Origin of the sequence: Pseudomonas sp. B10, from assembly GCF_900156235.1 — a bacterium.
Lineage (GTDB): Bacteria > Pseudomonadota > Gammaproteobacteria > Pseudomonadales > Pseudomonadaceae > Aquipseudomonas > Aquipseudomonas siliginis.
Map to the genome: position 1 here is coordinate 3,986,795 of NZ_LT707063.1, position 19,040 is coordinate 4,005,834.

General features: G+C 62.8%; 21 protein-coding genes. 2 read left to right on the top strand and 19 right to left on the bottom strand.

Annotation, left to right across the window (positions count from 1 at the left end; genetic code table 11):
- The first annotated feature begins 26 nt into the window (after window positions 1-26).
- Window positions 27-929, top strand: a complete 903-nt coding sequence (locus tag BXA01_RS18105; RefSeq protein ID WP_076565243.1) for a LysR family transcriptional regulator — start codon at window positions 27-29, stop codon at window positions 927-929.
- Between the two features lie 103 nt (window positions 930-1,032).
- Here BXA01_RS18105 and BXA01_RS18110 read toward each other — a convergent pair whose 3' ends face one another.
- Window positions 1,033-1,470: an excinuclease gene (locus BXA01_RS18110; RefSeq protein ID WP_076565245.1), complete on the bottom strand. Its 438-nt coding sequence runs from the start codon at window positions 1,468-1,470 to the stop codon at window positions 1,033-1,035.
- A gap of 186 nt (window positions 1,471-1,656) precedes the next feature.
- Between BXA01_RS18110 and BXA01_RS18115 the strand changes: the two genes are divergently transcribed.
- Window positions 1,657-2,040 (top strand): type II toxin-antitoxin system PemK/MazF family toxin, encoded by a 384-nt coding sequence (locus tag BXA01_RS18115; RefSeq protein WP_076565246.1) that lies wholly within the window; start codon window positions 1,657-1,659, stop codon window positions 2,038-2,040.
- A gap of 197 nt (window positions 2,041-2,237) precedes the next feature.
- On the opposite strand, the gene BXA01_RS18120 is transcribed toward BXA01_RS18115, so the two are convergent.
- The 18 genes from BXA01_RS18120 to BXA01_RS18205 are packed head-to-tail and all read right to left on the bottom strand — an operon-like array spanning window position 2,238 to window position 19,035.
- Window positions 2,238-2,681: an excinuclease gene (locus tag BXA01_RS18120; RefSeq protein WP_076565248.1), complete on the bottom strand. Its 444-nt coding sequence runs from the start codon at window positions 2,679-2,681 to the stop codon at window positions 2,238-2,240.
- A 29-nt stretch (window positions 2,682-2,710) separates the two neighbouring features.
- Window positions 2,711-3,937, bottom strand: coding sequence for a beta-ketoacyl-ACP synthase (locus tag BXA01_RS18125; protein ID WP_076565250.1), 1,227 nt, complete (start codon window positions 3,935-3,937; stop codon window positions 2,711-2,713).
- Window positions 3,937-4,665 carry a 3-oxoacyl-ACP reductase FabG gene (gene fabG, locus BXA01_RS18130; protein ID WP_076565252.1) on the bottom strand — a complete coding sequence of 243 codons (729 nt, stop codon included), beginning with the start codon at window positions 4,663-4,665 and terminating at the stop codon, window positions 3,937-3,939. Before fabG ends, BXA01_RS18125 begins: the two co-directional genes overlap by 1 nt.
- Complete coding sequence (locus BXA01_RS18135) at window positions 4,658-5,122, bottom strand: hotdog family protein (RefSeq protein ID WP_073471610.1); 465 nt, start codon at window positions 5,120-5,122, stop codon at window positions 4,658-4,660. The genes fabG and BXA01_RS18135 overlap by 8 nt, the downstream gene beginning before the upstream one ends.
- Window positions 5,119-6,315 carry a beta-ketoacyl-[acyl-carrier-protein] synthase family protein gene (locus BXA01_RS18140; RefSeq protein ID WP_076565253.1) on the bottom strand — a complete coding sequence of 399 codons (1,197 nt, stop codon included), beginning with the start codon at window positions 6,313-6,315 and terminating at the stop codon, window positions 5,119-5,121. Before BXA01_RS18140 ends, BXA01_RS18135 begins: the two co-directional genes overlap by 4 nt.
- Window positions 6,312-6,920, bottom strand: a complete 609-nt coding sequence (locus BXA01_RS18145) for a hypothetical protein (protein WP_231990987.1) — start codon at window positions 6,918-6,920, stop codon at window positions 6,312-6,314. The genes BXA01_RS18140 and BXA01_RS18145 overlap by 4 nt, the downstream gene beginning before the upstream one ends.
- The gene (locus BXA01_RS18150; protein WP_076565257.1) at window positions 6,920-7,645 is read right to left on the bottom strand and encodes a class I SAM-dependent methyltransferase; all 726 of its coding nucleotides are present in this window, start codon (window positions 7,643-7,645) and stop codon (window positions 6,920-6,922) included. The genes BXA01_RS18145 and BXA01_RS18150 overlap by 1 nt, the downstream gene beginning before the upstream one ends.
- The gene (locus BXA01_RS18155; protein ID WP_076565258.1) at window positions 7,642-8,889 is read right to left on the bottom strand and encodes an NAD(P)/FAD-dependent oxidoreductase; all 1,248 of its coding nucleotides are present in this window, start codon (window positions 8,887-8,889) and stop codon (window positions 7,642-7,644) included. Before BXA01_RS18155 ends, BXA01_RS18150 begins: the two co-directional genes overlap by 4 nt.
- Window positions 8,876-10,039 carry a sodium:proton antiporter gene (locus BXA01_RS18160; RefSeq protein WP_076565260.1) on the bottom strand — a complete coding sequence of 388 codons (1,164 nt, stop codon included), beginning with the start codon at window positions 10,037-10,039 and terminating at the stop codon, window positions 8,876-8,878. Before BXA01_RS18160 ends, BXA01_RS18155 begins: the two co-directional genes overlap by 14 nt.
- Window positions 10,036-12,366: an MMPL family transporter gene (locus tag BXA01_RS18165; protein ID WP_076565261.1), complete on the bottom strand. Its 2,331-nt coding sequence runs from the start codon at window positions 12,364-12,366 to the stop codon at window positions 10,036-10,038. The genes BXA01_RS18160 and BXA01_RS18165 overlap by 4 nt, the downstream gene beginning before the upstream one ends.
- Window positions 12,350-12,952, bottom strand: a complete 603-nt coding sequence (locus BXA01_RS18170) for an outer membrane lipoprotein carrier protein LolA (RefSeq protein ID WP_076565263.1) — start codon at window positions 12,950-12,952, stop codon at window positions 12,350-12,352. Before BXA01_RS18170 ends, BXA01_RS18165 begins: the two co-directional genes overlap by 17 nt.
- Window positions 12,949-13,374 carry an acyl-CoA thioesterase gene (locus tag BXA01_RS18175; protein WP_039756713.1) on the bottom strand — a complete coding sequence of 142 codons (426 nt, stop codon included), beginning with the start codon at window positions 13,372-13,374 and terminating at the stop codon, window positions 12,949-12,951. Before BXA01_RS18175 ends, BXA01_RS18170 begins: the two co-directional genes overlap by 4 nt.
- Window positions 13,367-14,911 carry an HAL/PAL/TAL family ammonia-lyase gene (locus BXA01_RS18180; protein ID WP_076565264.1) on the bottom strand — a complete coding sequence of 515 codons (1,545 nt, stop codon included), beginning with the start codon at window positions 14,909-14,911 and terminating at the stop codon, window positions 13,367-13,369. Before BXA01_RS18180 ends, BXA01_RS18175 begins: the two co-directional genes overlap by 8 nt.
- On the bottom strand, window positions 14,892-15,839 hold the full coding sequence (locus tag BXA01_RS18185; protein WP_076565266.1) for an LpxL/LpxP family acyltransferase: 948 nt from the start codon (window positions 15,837-15,839) through the stop codon (window positions 14,892-14,894). Before BXA01_RS18185 ends, BXA01_RS18180 begins: the two co-directional genes overlap by 20 nt.
- Window positions 15,836-16,570 (bottom strand): glycosyltransferase family 2 protein, encoded by a 735-nt coding sequence (locus BXA01_RS18190; protein WP_076565267.1) that lies wholly within the window; start codon window positions 16,568-16,570, stop codon window positions 15,836-15,838. Before BXA01_RS18190 ends, BXA01_RS18185 begins: the two co-directional genes overlap by 4 nt.
- Window positions 16,563-18,242 carry an acyl-CoA synthetase family protein gene (locus BXA01_RS18195; protein ID WP_076565269.1) on the bottom strand — a complete coding sequence of 560 codons (1,680 nt, stop codon included), beginning with the start codon at window positions 18,240-18,242 and terminating at the stop codon, window positions 16,563-16,565. Before BXA01_RS18195 ends, BXA01_RS18190 begins: the two co-directional genes overlap by 8 nt.
- A complete protein-coding gene (locus BXA01_RS18200) occupies window positions 18,239-18,784 on the bottom strand; it encodes a hypothetical protein (RefSeq protein ID WP_076565270.1) in 546 nt (181 codons plus the stop codon). Before BXA01_RS18200 ends, BXA01_RS18195 begins: the two co-directional genes overlap by 4 nt.
- Window positions 18,781-19,035, bottom strand: coding sequence for an acyl carrier protein (locus BXA01_RS18205; protein WP_016772026.1), 255 nt, complete (start codon window positions 19,033-19,035; stop codon window positions 18,781-18,783). The genes BXA01_RS18200 and BXA01_RS18205 overlap by 4 nt, the downstream gene beginning before the upstream one ends.
- Between the last annotated feature and the right edge of the window lie 5 nt (window positions 19,036-19,040).

Sequence of the window (19,040 nt, forward strand, 5' to 3'; positions counted from 1 at the left end):
AGCTTTTGCGACCCAATGGAAATTCTATGGAATTGCGTCATCTGCGTTACTTCATCGCCGTCGCCGAAGAACTGCATTTTGGCCGCGCCGCACAGGTGCTGGGCATCTCCCAGCCACCGCTGAGCCAGCAGATTCAGGCGCTGGAGCAACAGCTCGGCGCGCGATTGTTCGAACGCACCAATCGTCGGGTCGAGTTGAGCGAGGCGGGCAGGTTGTTTCTGCAGGAGGCGCGGCTGGTGCTGGCGCAGGTCGACAAGGCGGCGGATGTTGCCCGGCGTGCGCAACTTGGCGAGCTGGGTGAGTTGAAGATTGGCTTCACCTCGTCGGCGCCGTTCAACTCGACGATTCCGCAGGCGATTTTTTCCTTTCGTCAGCGCTTCCCGGCAGTGCATCTGAACCTGCGCGAAATGAGCAGCACCATGGTCGCCGACGCTCTGGTGGACGAGTCGATCGAAGTCGGCATCATGCGCCCGCTGGGATTGCCAGATTCACTGAGTGTTGTGGAGTTGATGCGCGAGCCATTGGTGGCGGTGCTCAGTTCCAAGCATCCACTGGCCCAAAGTAGCGATGAAGGTCTGTTTCTATCGGCGCTGGCGCTGGAGCCATTCGTGTTTTTCCCGCGCAGCTATGGCAGCGGGCTCTACGCACAACTGCTGAGCCTGGCCCGTGACGCCGGCTTCAGCCCGCACTTTGCCCAAGAGGCTGGCGAGGCGATGACCATCATCGGTCTGGTCGCAGCGGGCCTCGGTGTATCGGTGCTGCCGGCGTCCTACCAACGCATGCGCATCGACGGCGTGGTCTACCGTCCGCTGCTCGATCCGGAGGCAATTTCAGCAGTATGGCTGGTGCAGCGCAAAGACCAGAAATCACCGATGGCCAAGGCGTTTGTCGAACTGCTTACGCGCAAGGTTGAGCCTTTGACGGTGTGAAGGCGGCTGGCGCTTTCGCGAGCAGGCTCGCTCCCACAGGGAAACGCATTGCAAGGTGGGAGCGAGCCTGCTCGCGAAGGCGTCGGCCCAAACATCACAGATTTCAGGGCAACCGCACCAGATCCCCCTTCAAAGCCACCCGGGTAACAAAAACTCCTGCCCGGCACTCGTAGGTATTCAAATCCTTGCGTACACGCTGGTCGTAGTAACTGACGATATTGACCACCGCATTCGCCCCGACCCGCTTGGCATCAGCCTGCAATTTGATCAGATTCGACTGCAATACCCATTCACACGAAGCCTGATCACTCTTGTTGAAGCCGTTGGTTTTCAAATCACTGACCACCCCTCGGCGCAGCAACTGCTGAGTGCCCTGCGGCCCGTTGCCGATCAGGTAGAACTTCACACTGCCATCCAGCCGACCGGCGCGAATCGCGTCCGACAGCACGGTTTCGAAAGGCATGTACATGAGGTTGGTGGCATGGCTGGCACTTGGCAGCAGGGCGATAAGCGCAGCGGCCATCAGGGCTTTCACTTGCATGGTCATCTCCTTTGACGGTGAAAGAGAACTGCGAGGGCAGGTACTGAGCCGGGACCTGCTTAAGCGAGTGTAGATGGTGCAAGGGAGCAAGGGGATTGCAAAGAGCTACATTTCCCGTTACGGATCTGCCTTAGGGGAACGCTCGATTTTTGCGCAAAATCGCCTCTTTTTCAGTGAGTGCCACGGATGCCTCTTCGATACCAGCCCAAGGAGGGCAGCGTGCTGATTTGCGATTTCAGAGGCTATGAAGTGCCTGAGATGGTGAAAGTCAGGCCCGTTGTCGTTCTGCGTAAACACCGCAGCAATAGTCTGTTGGTAACTGTGGTGCCTTTGAGTACTACAGCGCCTGATCGTCTGCTTGATCACCATCTTGAGCTGGCGAGTCATCTACAAGGCGCCAGTCCGAAATGCTGGGCCAAATGTGACATGGTGGCGACGGTCAACCTTTCACGGCTCGACCGAATTAAAAGTCGAGATCGTAGAGGGAGGCGCGTCTATCTGATTTCACATCTCGCAATAGAAGAATTTAGCGCCATCAAAGCCGCAGTGAGACAGGCCCTGGGATTGTGATGGCGCCGAGAGGCGAAACGCCAGCCGTTGTCTGCCGATGCATTTCAAGCAATACTGCCTACGTTCCCGAAAGGGGCTTGTGAGACTCTGAGGATCCTGGGCAACCAGCCATCGCAGAGCCAGGCAGGTAATCGGCGATGACAAGCCAACCTGTCTGTGAAAGGGCGCCAAACGGCGCCCTTTGTCATTTCTGGCGTTTACTGAACCTTCGCCAGATCACCCTTCAGCGCCACGCCCGCCATGATCGCGCCGGCGTGGCATTCGTAGGTTTGCGCGTCCTTGCGCTCGTTGCGCTTGTAGAAGCTGACGATGTTGGTCACGGCGTTGGCGCCGGCGTTTTTCGCGGCCTGGTGCAGGCTGATGATTGCCGATTGGGCAACCCATTCGCAGGCGACTTCGTCGGACTTGTTGAAGGCGTTGGTTTTCTTGTTGGTCACGGCGTCGGGGCTTACCACGGTGACTTTGCCCGCCGGGGTGTTGCCGGCCAGATAGAATTTCACGCTGCCATCGATCTTGCCGGAGCGGGTGGCTTCGGCGACGGCTTTGTCGAATGGCAGGTAGACCGCCGTGTCGCGGGCCTGGCTGATCGCTGGCAGGGCGCAGAGCAGCAGGGTGACAGCGGCGAGTTTGGTGAAGTGCATGTAGGTCTCCTTGACCTGGATTGATTCGGTTATGCCCAGCGGCGGAAGATCAACGAGGTGTTGACGCCGCCGAAAGCGAAATTGTTGTTCATCACGTAGTCGTGATGCATCTGACGGAATTCGCCGCGCAGGTAATCGAGCTTGCCGCAGTGCGGGTCGACCTCGTCGAGGTTGAAGGTGTGCACGTAACGGTCGCTGTTGAGCATCTCGATGCTGAACCATGACTCCAGCGCACCGCAGGCACCGAGGGTGTGGCCGAGAAAACTCTTCTGCGAGCTGATCGGCATGTGTTCGCCAAACAGGCTGCTGGTGGCCAGCGTTTCGGCGATGTCGCCCTGTTCGGTCGCGGTGCCGTGGCCGTTCACATAGCCGATGGCGTCGGGGCGGAGGCCGGCATCTTCCAGGGCCAGCTCCATGGCGCGGCGCATCGTGATCTGTTCCGGGCGGGTCGTGTGCTGGCCGTCGGCGTTGCTGCCGAAACCGACGATTTCCGCGTGAATGTGCGCGCCACGGGCGAGGGCGTGTTCCAGCTCCTCAAGCACGAGCATGCCGCCGCCTTCGCCGATCACCAGACCGTCGCGGCCCTTGTCGTACGGGCGTGGGCTGGTCTGGGGTGCATCGTTTTTCAGGCTGGTGGCGTAGAGCGCGTCGAACACCATGGCTTCAGTCGGGCACAGCTCTTCGGCGCCGCCAGCGAGCATCAATGGCAAGCGGCCGAACTTGATTGCCTCGTAGGCGTAGCCGATGCCCTGGCTGCCGCTGGTGCAGGCGCTGGAGGTCGGGATCAGGCGCCCGGTGAGGCCGAAGAAGATGCTGATATTGGCGGCGGTGGTGTGCGGCATCATCCGCACATAGGAGTTGGCGTTGAGCCCCTCGGCCACCGAGTTGAGCAGCATGTTGCCGAAGGCTTTGATCTCGTCAGTGCTGCCCGTGGACGAACCACAGGCGACGCCCATGCGCCCGTCCTTGATCGATTCGTCACCGAGCAGGCCAGCATCGGCCAGAGCCTTTTCTGCTGCGCCGACCGCCAGTCGCGAAACCCGGCCCATGCTGCGCAACTGCTTGCGGGTCCAGTGCGACGGTACGAGAAAATCATCGATAGGCCCGGCCAGACGCGTATTCAGCTCAGTGAAGCGATCCCACTCGTCCATGCGGCGAATGCCGCTGCGATTGGCCGCGAAATTGCCGGCAATGGTCGGCCAGTCGCTGCCCAGCGATGTGATGCCGGCCATGCCGGTGACGACGACGCGCTTCATCAGCACAGGCCTCCGTTGACCGCCAGGACCTGACGGGTGATGTACGAGGCTTCCGCCGACATCAGGAAATTTACCGCAGAGGCCACTTCTTCCGGGGTGCCCATGCGTTGCGCGGGGATCATTTTCATCAGCTCCTCCACCGGCACGTTTTCGTCGAGCATGGCCGTGTCGATCAGGCCAGGGGCGACGCAGTTAACCGTAATTTTGCGCTTGCCCAGCTCGATCGCCAACGCCTTTGCCGCACCGATCACGCCGGCCTTCGAGGCGCTGTAATTGACTTGCCCACGGTTGCCGATCAGGCCCGACACCGAGGTGATGCAGACGATGCGCCCGGCGGCGCGACGACGAATCATCGGCATCATCACCGGGTGCAGGACGTTGTAGAAACCGTCGAGGTTGGTGCGCAGGACCACGTCCCAATCGTCATCGCTCAGCGCCGGAAACGCGCCGTCGCGGGTCAGCCCGGCGTTGAGCACCACGCCGTAATAGGCACCGTGATTTTCGACATCGGCTTCGAGAATTCTTTTGCAGGTTTCACGGTCGGCGACGTCGAATTGCAGGATGCGTGCGCGGCGGCCCAGAGCTTCGATTTCGGCCTGCACCGCTTGGGCTTCGGTCATGCCGCTGCGGCAATGCAGGACGATGTCATGCCCGGCCTGCGCCAGACGCAAGGCAATGGCGCGGCCGATGCCCCGGCTGGAGCCGGTGACCAGTACGGATTCAGTCATCGTGCGACTCCTTTGTCTGTTGCAGATATTGGTTGGCTTGCGGCGGACGGAACACGTTCAGCCGGGCGCTGGCATGAATGCCGTCACCGTGGATGTGACATTCGAATACGCCCATGCCGTTGTCGTCTTCCAGTGAGCGCAGGCCATGGATGGTCAGCTCGCTGCCGGGCGCAAAGGCTTCGACGTTGCACTCGAATTTGCGCGTGCCGAGGAGAAAGCCGAGCTCCGGCGGATTGCCTTTTTGCCGGGCGTGGCAACCGGCGAAAGCGGCGACGCTCTGCGCCATCAGCTCGACGCCGACCCACGCCGGCAGGCTGCCGTCGGGCAGGTTGAACAGGCCATCGGGCTTGACCGTCAGGCGAGTGAAAATCTGCTCGTCATCGAAGCGCTCGATGGCGTCGATCAGGATCATGTCGCCGGCATGCGGCAGCAGTTCGGCGAGCGGCCAGTGGCTCATGGTGCGTCTCCGATAATCAGGCTGACGTTGTTGCCGCCGAAGGCAAACGAGTTGCTCATCAGGTAGCGCGGTGCAATGGACGTCAGGCGTTCGCTCGCGGTCACCCACTTGAGTGGCGGCAGCGCGGGATCGGCCTGGCCGTCCCAGATGTGTGGCGGCAACGCCTGTTCAGGGTTTTCGGCACTCAGGCTCAACCAGCAGAACGCCGCTTCCAGCGCGCCGGCGGCGCCGAGGGTATGGCCGGTCAGCGGTTTGGTCGACGAGCAGGCGACGCCTTCGGGAAACAGCGCCGCGACCGCCAGACTTTCCATCGCGTCGTTGTGCTGGGTCGCGGTGCCGTGCAGGTTCAGGTAGTTGATTTGCGTGGCTTGCAGATGCGCGCGGCCAAGGGCTTTGTGCATCGCTTGCAGAGCGCCGCGACCGCTCGGCTCCGGCGCGGAAATATGGTGCGCATCCGAGCTGGCACCGGCGCCGAGCAAGGCGATGCCCGGGCCTTCGCCGCGCTGTTTGCTCATCACGAACAGTACCGCTGCCTCGCCGATATTGATGCCGTTGCGGTTGGCGGAAAACGGATTGCAGCGTTCATCTGAAACGGCTTCCAGCGAAGAGAAACCGTTCAGCGTGAGCTTGCACAGACTGTCGACGCCGCCGCACAGCACCGCATCGCACAGACCCAGATCGAGCAGACGCTGAGCGCTCATCAGCGCGCGGGCGCTGGAGGTACAGGCGGTGGAAATCACGTAGGCCGGGCCGCTCAGTTGCAGCCATTCGGCGAGGAAATTCGCCGGGGCGCCGAGTTCCTGCTGGCGATAGTCGTACTCGGGAGGAAATTGCTGTTCGCGGATGTAATGCGCCAGACCTCGGCTGGCCTCGTCGATGCCCGAGGTGCTGGTGCCGAGCACCACGCCTATGCGCTCGCGGCCGAAAGTCTGGATCGCACGATCGATGTCGTCTCGAATCTGCAGCGCGGCTTCCAGCAGCAGCTGATTGTTGCGACTGCTGTGCTCGACCAGGTCCGCAGGGATCGCTGCCAATTCACCGTGTACGCCGGCCACAGGCAGTTCACGTTCGGCGACCCAACCGGACTCGCGGCGCATGCCCGAACAGTCGCCGGCAAACAGATTGCGCGCGACTTCAGACTTGTCGCGGCCCAGGGCGCAGATCACGCCGAGGGCATTCAGGTAAGCGGTCATGGCGTCGATTCACCTAACTGGGAAACGCGATAGTGCGGGCCTTGAGGCAGATTCAATTGGAAGCTCAACGGTTGTGAATAGCGGATGTTCCAGCGCGCCGGCAGTGAACGCTGATCGGCCTGTTGCCGGGCGTCGGGATAGTTGCGCAGCAGTTCGGCAGGAGGCGTCAGGGCGAACAGCAATGCGGCGAACAACTCCCGCGCTTCCGGATTCGGCGGCAGCAGACCGTCGGCCTGCCAGTGCCCGTCGATCAGTTGCTGGCGGGCCTGGGGAATGCCCAGTGGATCCATCATCGACCAACGCGTGCCGGCGCCTTCGCGCTGGATCACCAGCAGCCAGTCCTGACGCTGCCCGGCCTGCTCGCGCTCGATGTGCAGTTGCAGCGGCAGAGGCAGCGTCGGGTTGGCCGCTGGTAGCGGTGGCTGGCTGGCGCAGGCACTGAGCAAGGCAAATAGCAGCAATACTAGCCACACCACAAACCTTGTGGGAGCTGGCTTGCCAGCGATGGCGTCGGCATATCCTGCATTTTTTTTGACTGACACACCGCCATCGCTGGCAAGCCAGCTCCCACAGGGACCAATGTATTCAGGCCGAAAGTGGCGCATCAGATAGCCCCTGCAAGCGGCTTGCGCGCGACGACATTCACCAGCGTCTCTTCACGCTCACCGAATGGCTTGGGTTTGCTCAACCCCAGCCGCTCCAGCAAACCAAAATCCTTCGACCGGCTCCACCACAGATACGGGTAGGAAACATTGCGCTCGGCAAACTCGAAGCCCTGCTCGCGGATCATCTGCAGGTAGCCGGCGGCGCTCTTCTGCACATGCATCGGATGGCGGAACAGCCAGCGAATCACCCAGGTATCAATGTAAGCCTCGGTGGATTCGGCGAACAGCAGATAGCCGCCCGGCTTGAGCACGCGATAGAACTCGGCCAAGGCTTTTTCCTGCTCGACCAGATGATGGAAAGTCTGGTGGCAGAACAGCAGGTCGACGCTGGCATCGGCGACGTTGAGCGTGGCGCAATCGCTGCCGATCAACTCGACTGGCATGCCCAGGCGGGTGGCCTCTTCGGCGCTGAGTTGCAGGCTGTGCGGGTCGGCGTCGACGCCGATCAGGCGCTGCGGGGCAAAGGTCTGGCGCAGGTGGCCGAAGGACTTGCCCTGACCGCAACCGGCGTCCAGCAGCACCGGGTGTTCCGGCAGCGGCTCACTGAACAAGCCACGCAGATCGTTGATCGCCACGCGCAGCACGTGGTGCTGCCAGGTGTGGCTGCGCAGGAACCAGAGACCGAAGCGGGTTTCCTCGACGTAGCTGTCGCTCAGGTAATTCATGAGGCGTCCTGCGCGCAGAGTTGGGAAATCATCTTCAGCCGGCGCCGCGCTTCGCTGACAAACGGGTTGCGCTCGTCCCAGGCGTAACCGGCGAGGATCGAGCAGATCATCCGGCGAATGTCCGCCTGACTGTCCTCGTAGAAAATCACGTCCTGGAAGGTGCCGGCGTACCAGCCTTCGACGTAGCAGCGGAAGGTATCGACGCCGCGTTTCAACGGTTCGGCAAATTCGCTTTGCCAGTCCACCGTTTCACCCTGCAACTGACGGTGCAGCACGCCAGCGGCCATGCTCGCCGAACGCATGGCGATGGTCACGCCGGAGGAGAACACCGGATCGAGGAATTCTGCGGCGTTGCCCAGCAGCGCGAAGCCCGGGCCATGCAGGGTTTTCACATTGGCCGCGTAGCCGCCGAGGGTGCGCGCCGGGGTGTCCCAGACCGCGTTGTTCAGAACCCCGGCGAGGCTTGGCGTCTCGGCGATAAAACTGCGCAGGCAGGCATCGAGGTCGCTGTCGCGGTCCTGAAAATGCTCCTCAGCCGCCACCACGCCCACCGAGCAGCGGCCGTTGCTGAACGGGATGGTCCAGAACCACACATCGCGATGCTCGGGATGGGTGGTGACGAGGATTTTTTCGCGGTCGAACGCCGGATTGTCGATGTGATCTTCAACGTGGGTAAACACCGCCTGGCGCACCGGGAAATTCGAAGGCGCTTCGAGGTCGAGCAGACGCGACAACACGCGGCCATAGCCGCTGGCGTCCAGGACGAAATCGGCTTCTACGCGGTACTCGCTGCCGTCTTCGCGACGCACATCGAGTTGTGGTTTCGCCTGATCGAAATCGACGCTGACAATCGCATCGCCATAACGGATTTCCGCGCCTTGCAATGCCGCTTGATCGGCCAGCAACTTGTCGAAATCGGCGCGCTGCACCTGGAACGTGGTCGGCTTGCCGGCGGTGAAGGTGTCGCCAAAATCGAAGGCGCTGTAGCGCTCGCCCCAGGCAAACGCCGCGCCGGTCTTGCGCTGGAACCCGGCGGCGTTGACGGCGTCGAGCATGCCGGCTTCTTCGACGAAATCCAGGCAATGGCTGAGCAGGCTTTCGCCTATGGAGAAGCGTGGGAAGTGCTGGCGCTCGAGCACCAGCACATCGTGGCCCTTGCGCTTGAGCAGGGCAGCGGCGATAGCACCGGACGGGCCGGCACCGATGATCACGACCTGACGGGATTCCATTTCAACGATTGGCACGTGAGCTCCGGGGCAGAGGACTGTTCAGATTCAGGGGCGCGCGATGCAGGCCGATCAGGGCCGGCAGCAGCGTCGCGATCAGGCCCATCAGCATCAGCGCGAAATACAGCGCCGGAGTGATGAGCTGTTGTTGCAATAGCAGATTGAGAAAGACGATTTCGCTCAGGCCGCGAATGTTCAGCAGCACGCTTTCGCGCCAGCGGCTGGCGCCAGCGAACGAGGCGCCCGCCCAACCGAGGCCGAGCCAGTTGCCGAGCAGTTTACTGGCAATCGGCAACAGCAGCAGCGCCGCCCACTGCCCGGCGTCGAGGCTGGCGAGGGCGCTGTGGACGTCGATCTGGACGATGCCGAACGTGAGGATCAGCGGGATCGCGATCCACGTCTGCAAGCGGCTCATCCAGCGTGCCGGCAACGGCAGCACCAACGGCACTTTCAGCAGCGCCATGCACAGCAGATAGCCGATGCCGAAAATCAGCGCGTTGAGTTTGTAATGCTCGGCCATGACCAGCAACGCGAAGAAGCCGAGGCTGTAAGTCAGCGGGCGACGCACGCGCAGCAGGTGCAAAAGCAGCGGCACGCCGGCCATGGCCACGGGCAGCAACAGGCTGCTCAAGTGCAGGCTGCCTTGGGCGAGGCCGAACAGCGTCCAGCAGGTCAGATCGATCAGGATCGCGGTCTGCACCAGCCGCCGCGTGGCAGCGGGCGGGTAATCGATGTGACGCAGATACAGGTACAACACCGGGATCGCGGTAATCGCGAAGACCAGTCCGATGGCCAGTGCGTTGAGCCACGGCTGCGCCGGCAGCAACCAATACGCGACCGCCAACCCGCAAGCGAACGGCACAGCGAAACTCGGCACAGCGATTTTTACGCTCTGGCGATCCAGACGTAGATCGATGACATCGCTGAGAATGTGCCCGAGCAGCAAGGCGAAGCTCAGGCTGTAGAGGTTTTTCAGCCAGTCAGGGGCGATCAGTTGTGCGCCGCTGAGCTGCCAGCCCGGCTCGATCCAGAAGTACATCAGCAACGGCAAGCCGAAGCTCGCCAGCAGCAACTGGCTGACGATCGGTATCAGACCGAAATGGCGGCCGACCCGGGTCGCCAGGGCAAACAGCGCCATGGTTAGCAACCAGAAGCCGAAGATCATCATGCCGCTGGCTCCGCAACCGGTTCATGGCGCCCGGCCCACGGCGCGAGCATGAAGCTGAACGCCAGGCCGAGGCTCACCGACAGGCCGAAATTACTCACCGCCGGCGTACTGGAGACCGCCAGCAGGCCGAACGACAGCCACGTCGTCACCGCTGCGAGCAAGGTGCCGAGCAGGCTCACCGCCGCGCCGCCGACCTGTTCACGCATGAGGATCGCGTAATCGACGCTGATCGCCGTCACCAACAGCAGGCCGAACAGGCTGAACAAGGTCAGTGGCTGACCGAGCCAGCCAAGGCTGGCCAGACTGCACAGCGCCGCCAGCAGCGGCAGGGCGACGATACGCAGGGCGCCGGTCAGGCCGAACGGCAGCATCAGCACCAGCACGATCAACACGCAGGAGGCCAGTTTCAACTCGGCGGCGCTGATCTGCGTCGCGGCGAACACCTTGTTCAGATCACCGAGGCGATCGACCAGCACCACTCCCGGCAAATCGAGCGCCTGCACGCGCAACAACGACGGATTGTTCAAGCCCTGCAGGCTGGTGATTGCTGCGACGCCGTCTTCAGTCGGTCCAAGCCACAGTGTCCGATACGGCTCGCCGAGCGGGCCGGCCAGCGCGGCGTCAATGTCTTCGGCGGGCAGGGTCTGCAATTGCCGCAATTCGTTTTGCAACGCCGTCACTGGCACGCCGAGATCGAGCAGCGGTTGCCAGACCGACGGCAGCCTGTTCAGTGATTCGCGCACTTGCTGTTGCTGGCTCGGCGCGCTGACCAGTTGATCGAGAGCCAGATAGCCTTGCAGTTTGTCGAGGTTGACCAGTTGCTGCAGGCGCTCGCTCAGCGCTGCCTGGCGCTCGAGCAATTGCTCCTGATTGGCCGCACGGATCAGGAAGAACTGGCTGGTCGGTTGATACCCGGTGATGCGCGCGATGGTCTGCGCTTCGTCGGTCAGATGCTGCGGCGCGCCGACCCATTGGCGGATATCGTTTTTGCTCTGCAACTGCATCAGACCGCCGACGCAGAAGGCGATCAGCAGCGCCAGCAACGCGGGCGTGCGAATGCAACCGAGCAGCGCCTCACGCAGATGAATCAGGCGTTCGGCCAGGCGCAGCGGCCATTGCGCCGGGCGCAGTTGGACATTTTTCAGCAGCGCCGGCAGCAGGCAGACCGCCGACAGATAGGCACCGAGCAAGCCGGCGGCGGAGAACACCGCGATCTGCGTCAGCGCCGGGAACGGTGTCCAGGCCAGCGCCAGATAGCCGATAACGCTGGTGATCAGGCTCAGGGTCAGCCCCGGCAAGGTCAGGCGCAGGGCCGGCCAGCTGCGCCAGGGCTTGAGGCTCCAGCTCTTGGATAGATAGTGCAGTGGGTAATCGACGGCAACGCCGATCAGACTCGAGCCGAGCACCAGCGTCATCACATGCATGTGACCGAACAGCGCCACGCAGGCCACCGCGCCGAACAGCATGCCGACCAGCACCGGGACGAACGCCAGCAACACGCCCCAACGGCGAAACGCCAACAGCAGCAACAGCAGAATGCCAACCGTCGCACCACCACCGACCCAGGTCATTTCGCGGGTGGCTTGTTGCTGGCCGTTGGCGGCGTAGAGCAGGCCACTGGCGGCGAGCAACTGCACGCCGCTTTGCGCCGCTTGCTCGCGGCTGTGCTGGAGCAGCTCTGCCACTTGTAGCGGCAGGTTCATGTCGAAGGCATTGCCGGTGGTGCGCGCACGCAGCATCACCAAGCTCTTGCCGTCGGCATCGGCGACCAGTGCGCCGCTGCCGATGTCCAGTTGCACCGCGCCGTGTTTCGGCTGGCTGTTCTGGATGCGTCCGGTCAGGCCCAGCCAATCGTCCTGGCTCGGCACCAGAGTAAAGCCGTTGAACGGGTCGAACAGCGCCTGCACCCGCTGCTGGATGAACGCGTCGGGGTGCTCGCTGAGTAGCTGCCGATCATCCGCCGAGAGCATCGCCAAACGCCCTTGCAGCAATTGCTTGCGCAGCGCCGGCAAGTCGGCTTGCAGATTCCATTGCACGGTTTCGAACAGACCGCTGGCCTGCCATTGTTCGCCCAGTTGCTGAGCCATGTTCAGTGCTTGCTGGCGATCGGCGTGACCGACCAGCACCAGCATTTCGCGATTGAGCGGTTCTTGCATGCGCTGTTCGGCGCGCGACTCCAGCGCATCGGGACTGGTCCCGGGTACCAGCTCCATGAGATTGGCCGACAGCGGCGCACCGTCGCGCCACTGCCAGGCAGCCAGCGCGACGACGGCCAGCAGCAGGCTCAGAAACAGCCAGGGCAGCTTGCGTTCACTCGGCAAAGTCATGTTGCTCCGCTTCGCTCAAGGGTTGCTCGGCCGTACTGTCGTGCATGCGCAGCAGGGTGCTGTCGCCCTGGGTTTCCAGCAGCTCGATGGTTTGCACAAGGGCGCCGCCATCGATATTGATCTGCTTGAACACTTGCTTGAGCAGCACCGAACGCGGCGTCAGGGTCAGTTGCCACTGCTGCGCCGTGCCGCTCAGGGCCAGTTCGAAATCCCGCTGCAAACCGCTGCTGTCACCTTGCAGCACAGCGAGAAACAAACGGTTCTGCTCGGCACCGGCGCTCTTGTTCGGCAGGAGTTGCCAGCCGTTGGTGTCACGGCGGGCGATGCCATCGGCGGTGATGCGGTAATCCTGTTGCAGCGGGGTTTTCAACAGCCACAGCAGGCCATGATTTTTCGCGAGGACGAAGCTGCCCTTGCTGATCAGCGGCTGCGGCAGGGCGCGCAGGTGTTTTTCCTGGATGAACTGGCCGTGGATAACATCCGGTTTCGCCAGTTGTTCACTGAGTTGTTGCAGGTCGAAGGCATTGGCCCATGACGACACGGCCAGCAGCGCCAACGCGCCAAGGCTTTTGAACAACACATTCATCGCAGCATCCTTTCCACGGCATCGGTGAAGACTTTGGGTGAAGCCAGTTGCATCTCGCGGCTGCTGACTTCCACAGCGACTTGCACAGAGCTTGCGCGGGTCAGACGTTCGCCGGTCTGCAGGTCGGTGATCAGATAGTTGATCTTCAGACGGTTTTCCCACTCGACCAGACTGGCGCGCACGTTCAGCCGTTGGCCGAACACCGCGCCGCGCACGTAGCGCAGTTGCAGGTCGATGATCGGCCAGGCGTAACCCGACTCGACCATGTGCGTGTAGTTGTGGCCGATCTTGTCCAGCAGCGCGCAGCGCGCCACTTCGAGGTATTTGACGTAATGGCCGTGCCAGACCACGTGCATGGTGTCGACGTCGAAAAACGGCACGAGAATTTCGGTATCGGCGTGAAGCACTCCGGCACTACGCATGCAGCCTCCAGTGTTGCGCGGCGATGCGTTGCAGGCACAGGCGCAATTCGCCTTCCAGCGCCCGGTCTTCGATGACCGGCGGGAAGTCTTTGCCGAGTTCTTCGTGCATCGCTGCCAGTGCTGGCGGCAGCGGACGCGCATCGGCGGCTTGAGCGCGCAGCCAAACGCCCTGATTGGCGGCGAGCAGGGTGGCGGCGGCGACCTGTTCGGTCAGCTCCAGCACGCGAATCGCATCACGGGCGGCGATGGTGCCCATGCTCACCTTGTCCTGGTTGTGGCACTCGGTGGAGCGCGAGAACACGCTGGCCGGCATGGTGTTTTTCAGCGCTTCGGCGGTCCAGGCGCTGGTGCCGATCTGCACGGCTTTGAAGCCATGGTTGATCATGGCCCGATCGGCGGGTGCGCCGGATAGGTTGCTCGGCAAGCCGTGGTTGTAGCGCTCGTCGACCAGCAACGCCAATTGCCGATCGAGCAGATCGGCGACGTTGGCCACGAGGTTTTTCAGGCTGTCCATGGCAAAGGCAATGTGCCCGCCGTAGAAGTGCCCGCCATGCAGAACACGCTCGGCTTCGGCATCGATGATCGGGTTGTCGTTGGCGCTGTTCAGCTCGGTTTCGATAAAGCCGCGCAGCCAGTTCAGGCTGTCGGCCAACACGCCGAGAACATGCGGCGCGCAACGCAGCGAGTAACGATCTTGCAGACGATGCAGTGGCGCGGTCGGCGCGTCGATCGCCAGATCCTTGCGCAGCCACGCGGCGACCTGCATCTGTCCCGGATGCGGCTTGGCGGCGAACAGGCGTTCGTCGAAGTGCTCCGGATTGCCTTGCAGCGCGACGACGTTGAGCGCGGTGATGCGCGTGGCCAGTTGCAGCAGATAATCGGCGCGGGCGAAAGCCAGGCAGGCGAGGCCGGTCATCACCGCTGTGCCGTTCATCAGCGCCAGCGCCTCTTTCGGGCGCAGCACCAGCGGTATCCAGCCGAGCTCGCGATGCACGTCGGCAGCCTGACGACGTTCGCCACGGAACATCACTTCACGCTCGCCGGACAGGGTTGCGGCGACATAGGACAACGGCGTCAGATCGCCGCTGGCACCCACCGAACCCTCTTCGGGAATCAGCGGCAGGATGTCGTATTCGAGAAACGCATGCAGACGCTCGAGCAGTTCGACGCGCACCCCGGAAACGCCGTGGCACAACGACTGCAAGCGCGCCGCCAGCACCGCGCGGGTCGCCTGCGCGTCGAGCAGTTTGCCCAGGCCGCAACCATGAAAGGTGTAGAGATGACGCGGCAGCGCCTCGACGTGATGCAGCGGCACCGCGACCACGCAGGAATCGCCGTAGCCGGTGGTGACGCCGTAGATCACGCCTTCCTTGTCCAGCAGCGAATCGAGAAACCGCGCGCCCTTGGCGATGCGCTCGCGATAGTCGGCGTCAGCCTGCAACTGCACGGGCGCCTGACGGTTGGCCAGGGCCAGCACGTCTTCGATGCGCAAAGGGCGTTCGCCGAAGGTTACCGGCTCATGGGTTGGCGTCGTCATCGGTCTTCCAGAAAGGGTAAAAGTTGAACCATTGCTGCGGGGCCTCGAGGCAATAGTGACTCAGGCGCTGCGCGTAGCGAGTGGCCCACTGATGAATGACCTGCTCGCGCTCGCGGCGTGTCCACACCACCGCGTCGGCGAACGGTTCGAGGGTCAGGCGGTAGTGGCCGTCGGCTTGCTTGAGACACATCAGCAGGTTGACCGGGCACTTGAGCAGGCCGGCCAGTAACCACGGGCCTTGCGGAAATGGCGCCGGATGGCCGAGAAAATCCACCGTCACGCTGCGCCCGCCATGCAGCGGCACGCGGTCACCGGCAATCGCCAGCCACTCGCCGCGCTCCAGTCGTTCGTGCAGTTGCAGCATGATCACCGGGTCGAGTTCGCTGACCTGGATCAGGCGCAGATTGGTCGCCCCGGCCTCGCCAAGCAAGCGGTTGAATTGTTCGGCGTGCTTGGTGTGCACCAACACATTCATGGTGACCTTTTCGCCGATCTCCGCCAGCGCGCGGCAGACTTCGAGATTGCCCAGATGCGCGCCGACCAGCAGTTGCCCGCGACTGCCGCGCAACTGCTTGCGCAGCAGCGCCGGGTCGATGATTTCGATCTGCTCGATGCTCAGCTTGCCGTTCCACACGTCGAGCTTGTCGAGCAGCGAATCGGCAAAGGTCATGAACTGGCCAAACACCCGCCAGTGACTCGGGCGCAGATCGTCGCGCCGGCTCCACTCGGCCAGCCGCTGCTGGTACTGCCAGGCACTGCGCCGGGCGATCCGGCCGAACAAAAAGAAATACAGGACGATGCCGTACAGCAACGGACTGAGCAGGCGCCGGCCGAGGACTTTGGCGGCGAACGCGGTGAATTTCATCAGCAGGAAACTGCCGCGCTCTTCGCGGTCGGCCCAGTGCTTCTTGTCGACTTCTTCGCTCATGGTTTCCACCGCCGCCAGAGGATCACCGGCCAACGCAGCAACATGCCGAAGAACAGCCGCGTGTGCATGCTGGAAATCAGCGCGTTGTCGTGGAACAGGCGGAAGTGCGACACGCCGTCCAACGGGTAATGCACGCTGGTCTGCAGCCAGCGCATCGGCTGATTGCGCCAGGCCAGACGCACAAGAATGTCCGAGTCGAAATCCATGCGTTTGCCGACTTTGGCCGAGTCGATCACGGCCAGAGTCGGCGCCAGCGGATAAACACGAAAGCCGCACATCGAATCGCGAATCTGCAACGACAGGGTGTTGATCCAGACCATCACGTGGGTCAGGTAGCGCGCGTACAAACGCCCTTTCGGCACGCTCTCGTCGAACAGCGGATAGCCGCAGATCATCGCCTCGGGATGGGCGCGGGATTCGCCGACGAAGCGCGCGACGTCGTGCAAATCGTGCTGGCCGTCGGCATCGACCTGCAAAGCATGGCTGTAGCCCAGACGCGAGGCCTCACGCAGACCGGTCATCACCGCGCCACCCTTGCCCTGATTGGCCGTCAGGCGCACCAGGAAAACCCTGTCGCGCTCGGCCAGGGCGTCGAGCACCCGCGCGCAGGACGGCTCGCTGGCATCGTCCACCAGAATGCACGGCAGACCTTGTGCGAGCAGGGCATCGACCACCGTGGTGATCGCGGTTTCGTGGTTGTACACCGGGATTACGGCGCAGGGGTTATGCATGGGCAGGCCCCAGGAGAATGCGTCCGCTGGAACACGTCGCCGTGTCATTGCGATAGGCGAAGTACAACTTGCCGCGCTCGGCATCGAAACGCAGATGCAGCTGGATTTCATCACCCGGACGCACCAGTTGCTGGAATTTCAGCACCTCCATTCCGGCAAACGCGCCGTCCAGCTTCAGCAACTGCCGACCCAGATTCAGCGCCCACTCCACCTGCACCACACCGGGCAACACCGGTGCCTTGGGAAAGTGTCCGCTGAAGTAGGCCAGATCCGGCGGCACGCTGAGTTGCAGGCTCCATTCGCCGTCGCTTGCGCTCTGCTCCAGCACTTCGGGGGCTTTCGGCCGTGCGGCCAGCAGCAGCGCTTCGACGTCGGCTTGCGCCAGTTTGCCCTGGCTGTTCAACGGCATTTGCCGCAGCAGGCGCCAGCGCCGGGGCAGGGCGAGGGCTTCGCAATGTTGGCTCAGATGTTTGCGCAGGGTTTCGGTCAGTTCACGGCGGCCGTGCTCGCGCAGGGCGAACAGACCCGATTCGCTGAGCACCAGCAGCGCACCAAGCGAGGCGCGGTTTTCCTGCACGACACCGAGGCGCGCTTCGGCGACCCAGTCATGGGCTGCCAAGGCCTGCTCGAGCATCGGCAGCGAGATGCGTTTTTCTTCCAGTTTGACGATGCGGTCCAGTCGCCCCAGCAGTTCGAAGCGACCATCAGCGGCAATGCGCGCGGCATCGGCGCTGTGTTCAACATGGCCGGCAGGCAGATAAGGCGAAGAAATAAGCAGGGCGCCGTCGCTGTCCTGGTTCAGTTCGACGCCAGCGAACGGCTGCCACAACGACTCGCCCTGACGCCAGGCGATGCCGCCGGTTTCCGAGCTGCCGAGGATTTCCGTCGGCCATTGCTGCAAGCGCTGGTGCAGGCTTTGCGCCGCTTCTGGCGGCAACGCACCACCGGAGGAAAACACCCGGCGCACCGCGCTCAGGGCCGGCCAGTCGAGGTTGTCGCCCATGCGCTTGAGCAGCGCCGGGCTGGCGACCCAGGCGAAGGCCGGGTATTCGCGGCTGGCGCGCTGCAAGTCTTCGGAGAACGCCAGTTGCCGGCGCACGAACGGGCGGCCGGCGCACAATGGCCACAACACGCGAAACAGCAGGCCATAGATGTGTTGCGTGGCGACACTGCCGATGATGCAGGCTTGACCGAGGTCTGCGCCCCACAACAGCTCCAGCGCTTCGACCTCGTTGGCCAATTGGCGCAGGGTCTTGTCGATGCGCTTGGGTTCGCCGCTGGAACCGGAAGTGCACAGGCTCAGGCGGCATTGATCGAGATCCAGTTGTGCACCGGGCAGTTCGGGCTGAGTGAAGTCGTTCAACTGGGCGTCGCCGGGTTGATCGGTCAGCCATAGATCGACTTCCTGCGACCAGCGCTGACGCGTCTGCGCTTGCAGATCCGCCGGCAGCAACACGCTGACGCCGGCACGCCAGGCACCGAGCAGGGCAATGGCGAGGTCGGCAGCATCTTCCAGATGCACGGCCAGCCTTTTCACGCCTCGGCTTTGCAGACCAGCGGCGACGCTCAAGGCCTGCGCTCGCAGTTGCGCGTGATCGAGTGCCGGCGCTTGGCAGATCGCCCTTGCCGGCAGTGCCTTGAGCAACAGCTGCTCAAGTTTTATCCAATTCATGTACGGCCTCTTACCCGTTGTCGTATCAGCCATTCAATGGCAAACATCAGGCCGATCAATCCGTAGGAGATCAGGCCGGTGTACAACATCCACCAATCCAGCGGCGCCCACAGGGTGAGGAGGGCGGCGCACAAACCGTTGCAGAAGAAAAACACGCTCCAGGCCAGCGTGACCTTGCGCGTGTAGCGAATGGCAACCTGCGGCAGCTCCGGCTCGCGCAAGCGCGCCAGACGCTCGACCATTGGCGGGCCGTATTTCAGGCTGGCGCCGAACAGCACCAGCATGAATGCGCTGATCAGCACCGGATACCAGCGCAGCAGCTGCGGGCTGTCGAACACCGCCAGCAGCAGGCAGAACACCATCGCCACGCATGCCATCCACAGGCTGCCGGGCTTGCGTTCGCCGGTCAGGGCGCGCGCCAGCCACAGGCTGCCCAGCAGCAGTGCAAATTGCCACGGGGCGAAATGCTCCATGCCGAAATACACCGCAAAGGGGTACAGCAGACCGGCCAGCAGCAGGCCTAGGCCGATCAGTCGGCTCATGCGGCCGGTTGAACCAGACGGAACACCGCCTCGACCACGTCACCGACGGTGCGCACCGATTTGAACTCTTCGGCGGCGATTTTCTTGCCGGTCTGGCGTTTGATGTGATCGATCAGGTCGACCGCATCGATGCTGTCGATTTCCAGATCCTGATACAGATTGGCGTCCATGCTTACGCGGGCCGGATCCAGCTCGAACAGCTCGACCAGGGCATCGCGCAGGGTGTTGAAGATATCGTCACGAGTTTGCATGGTCC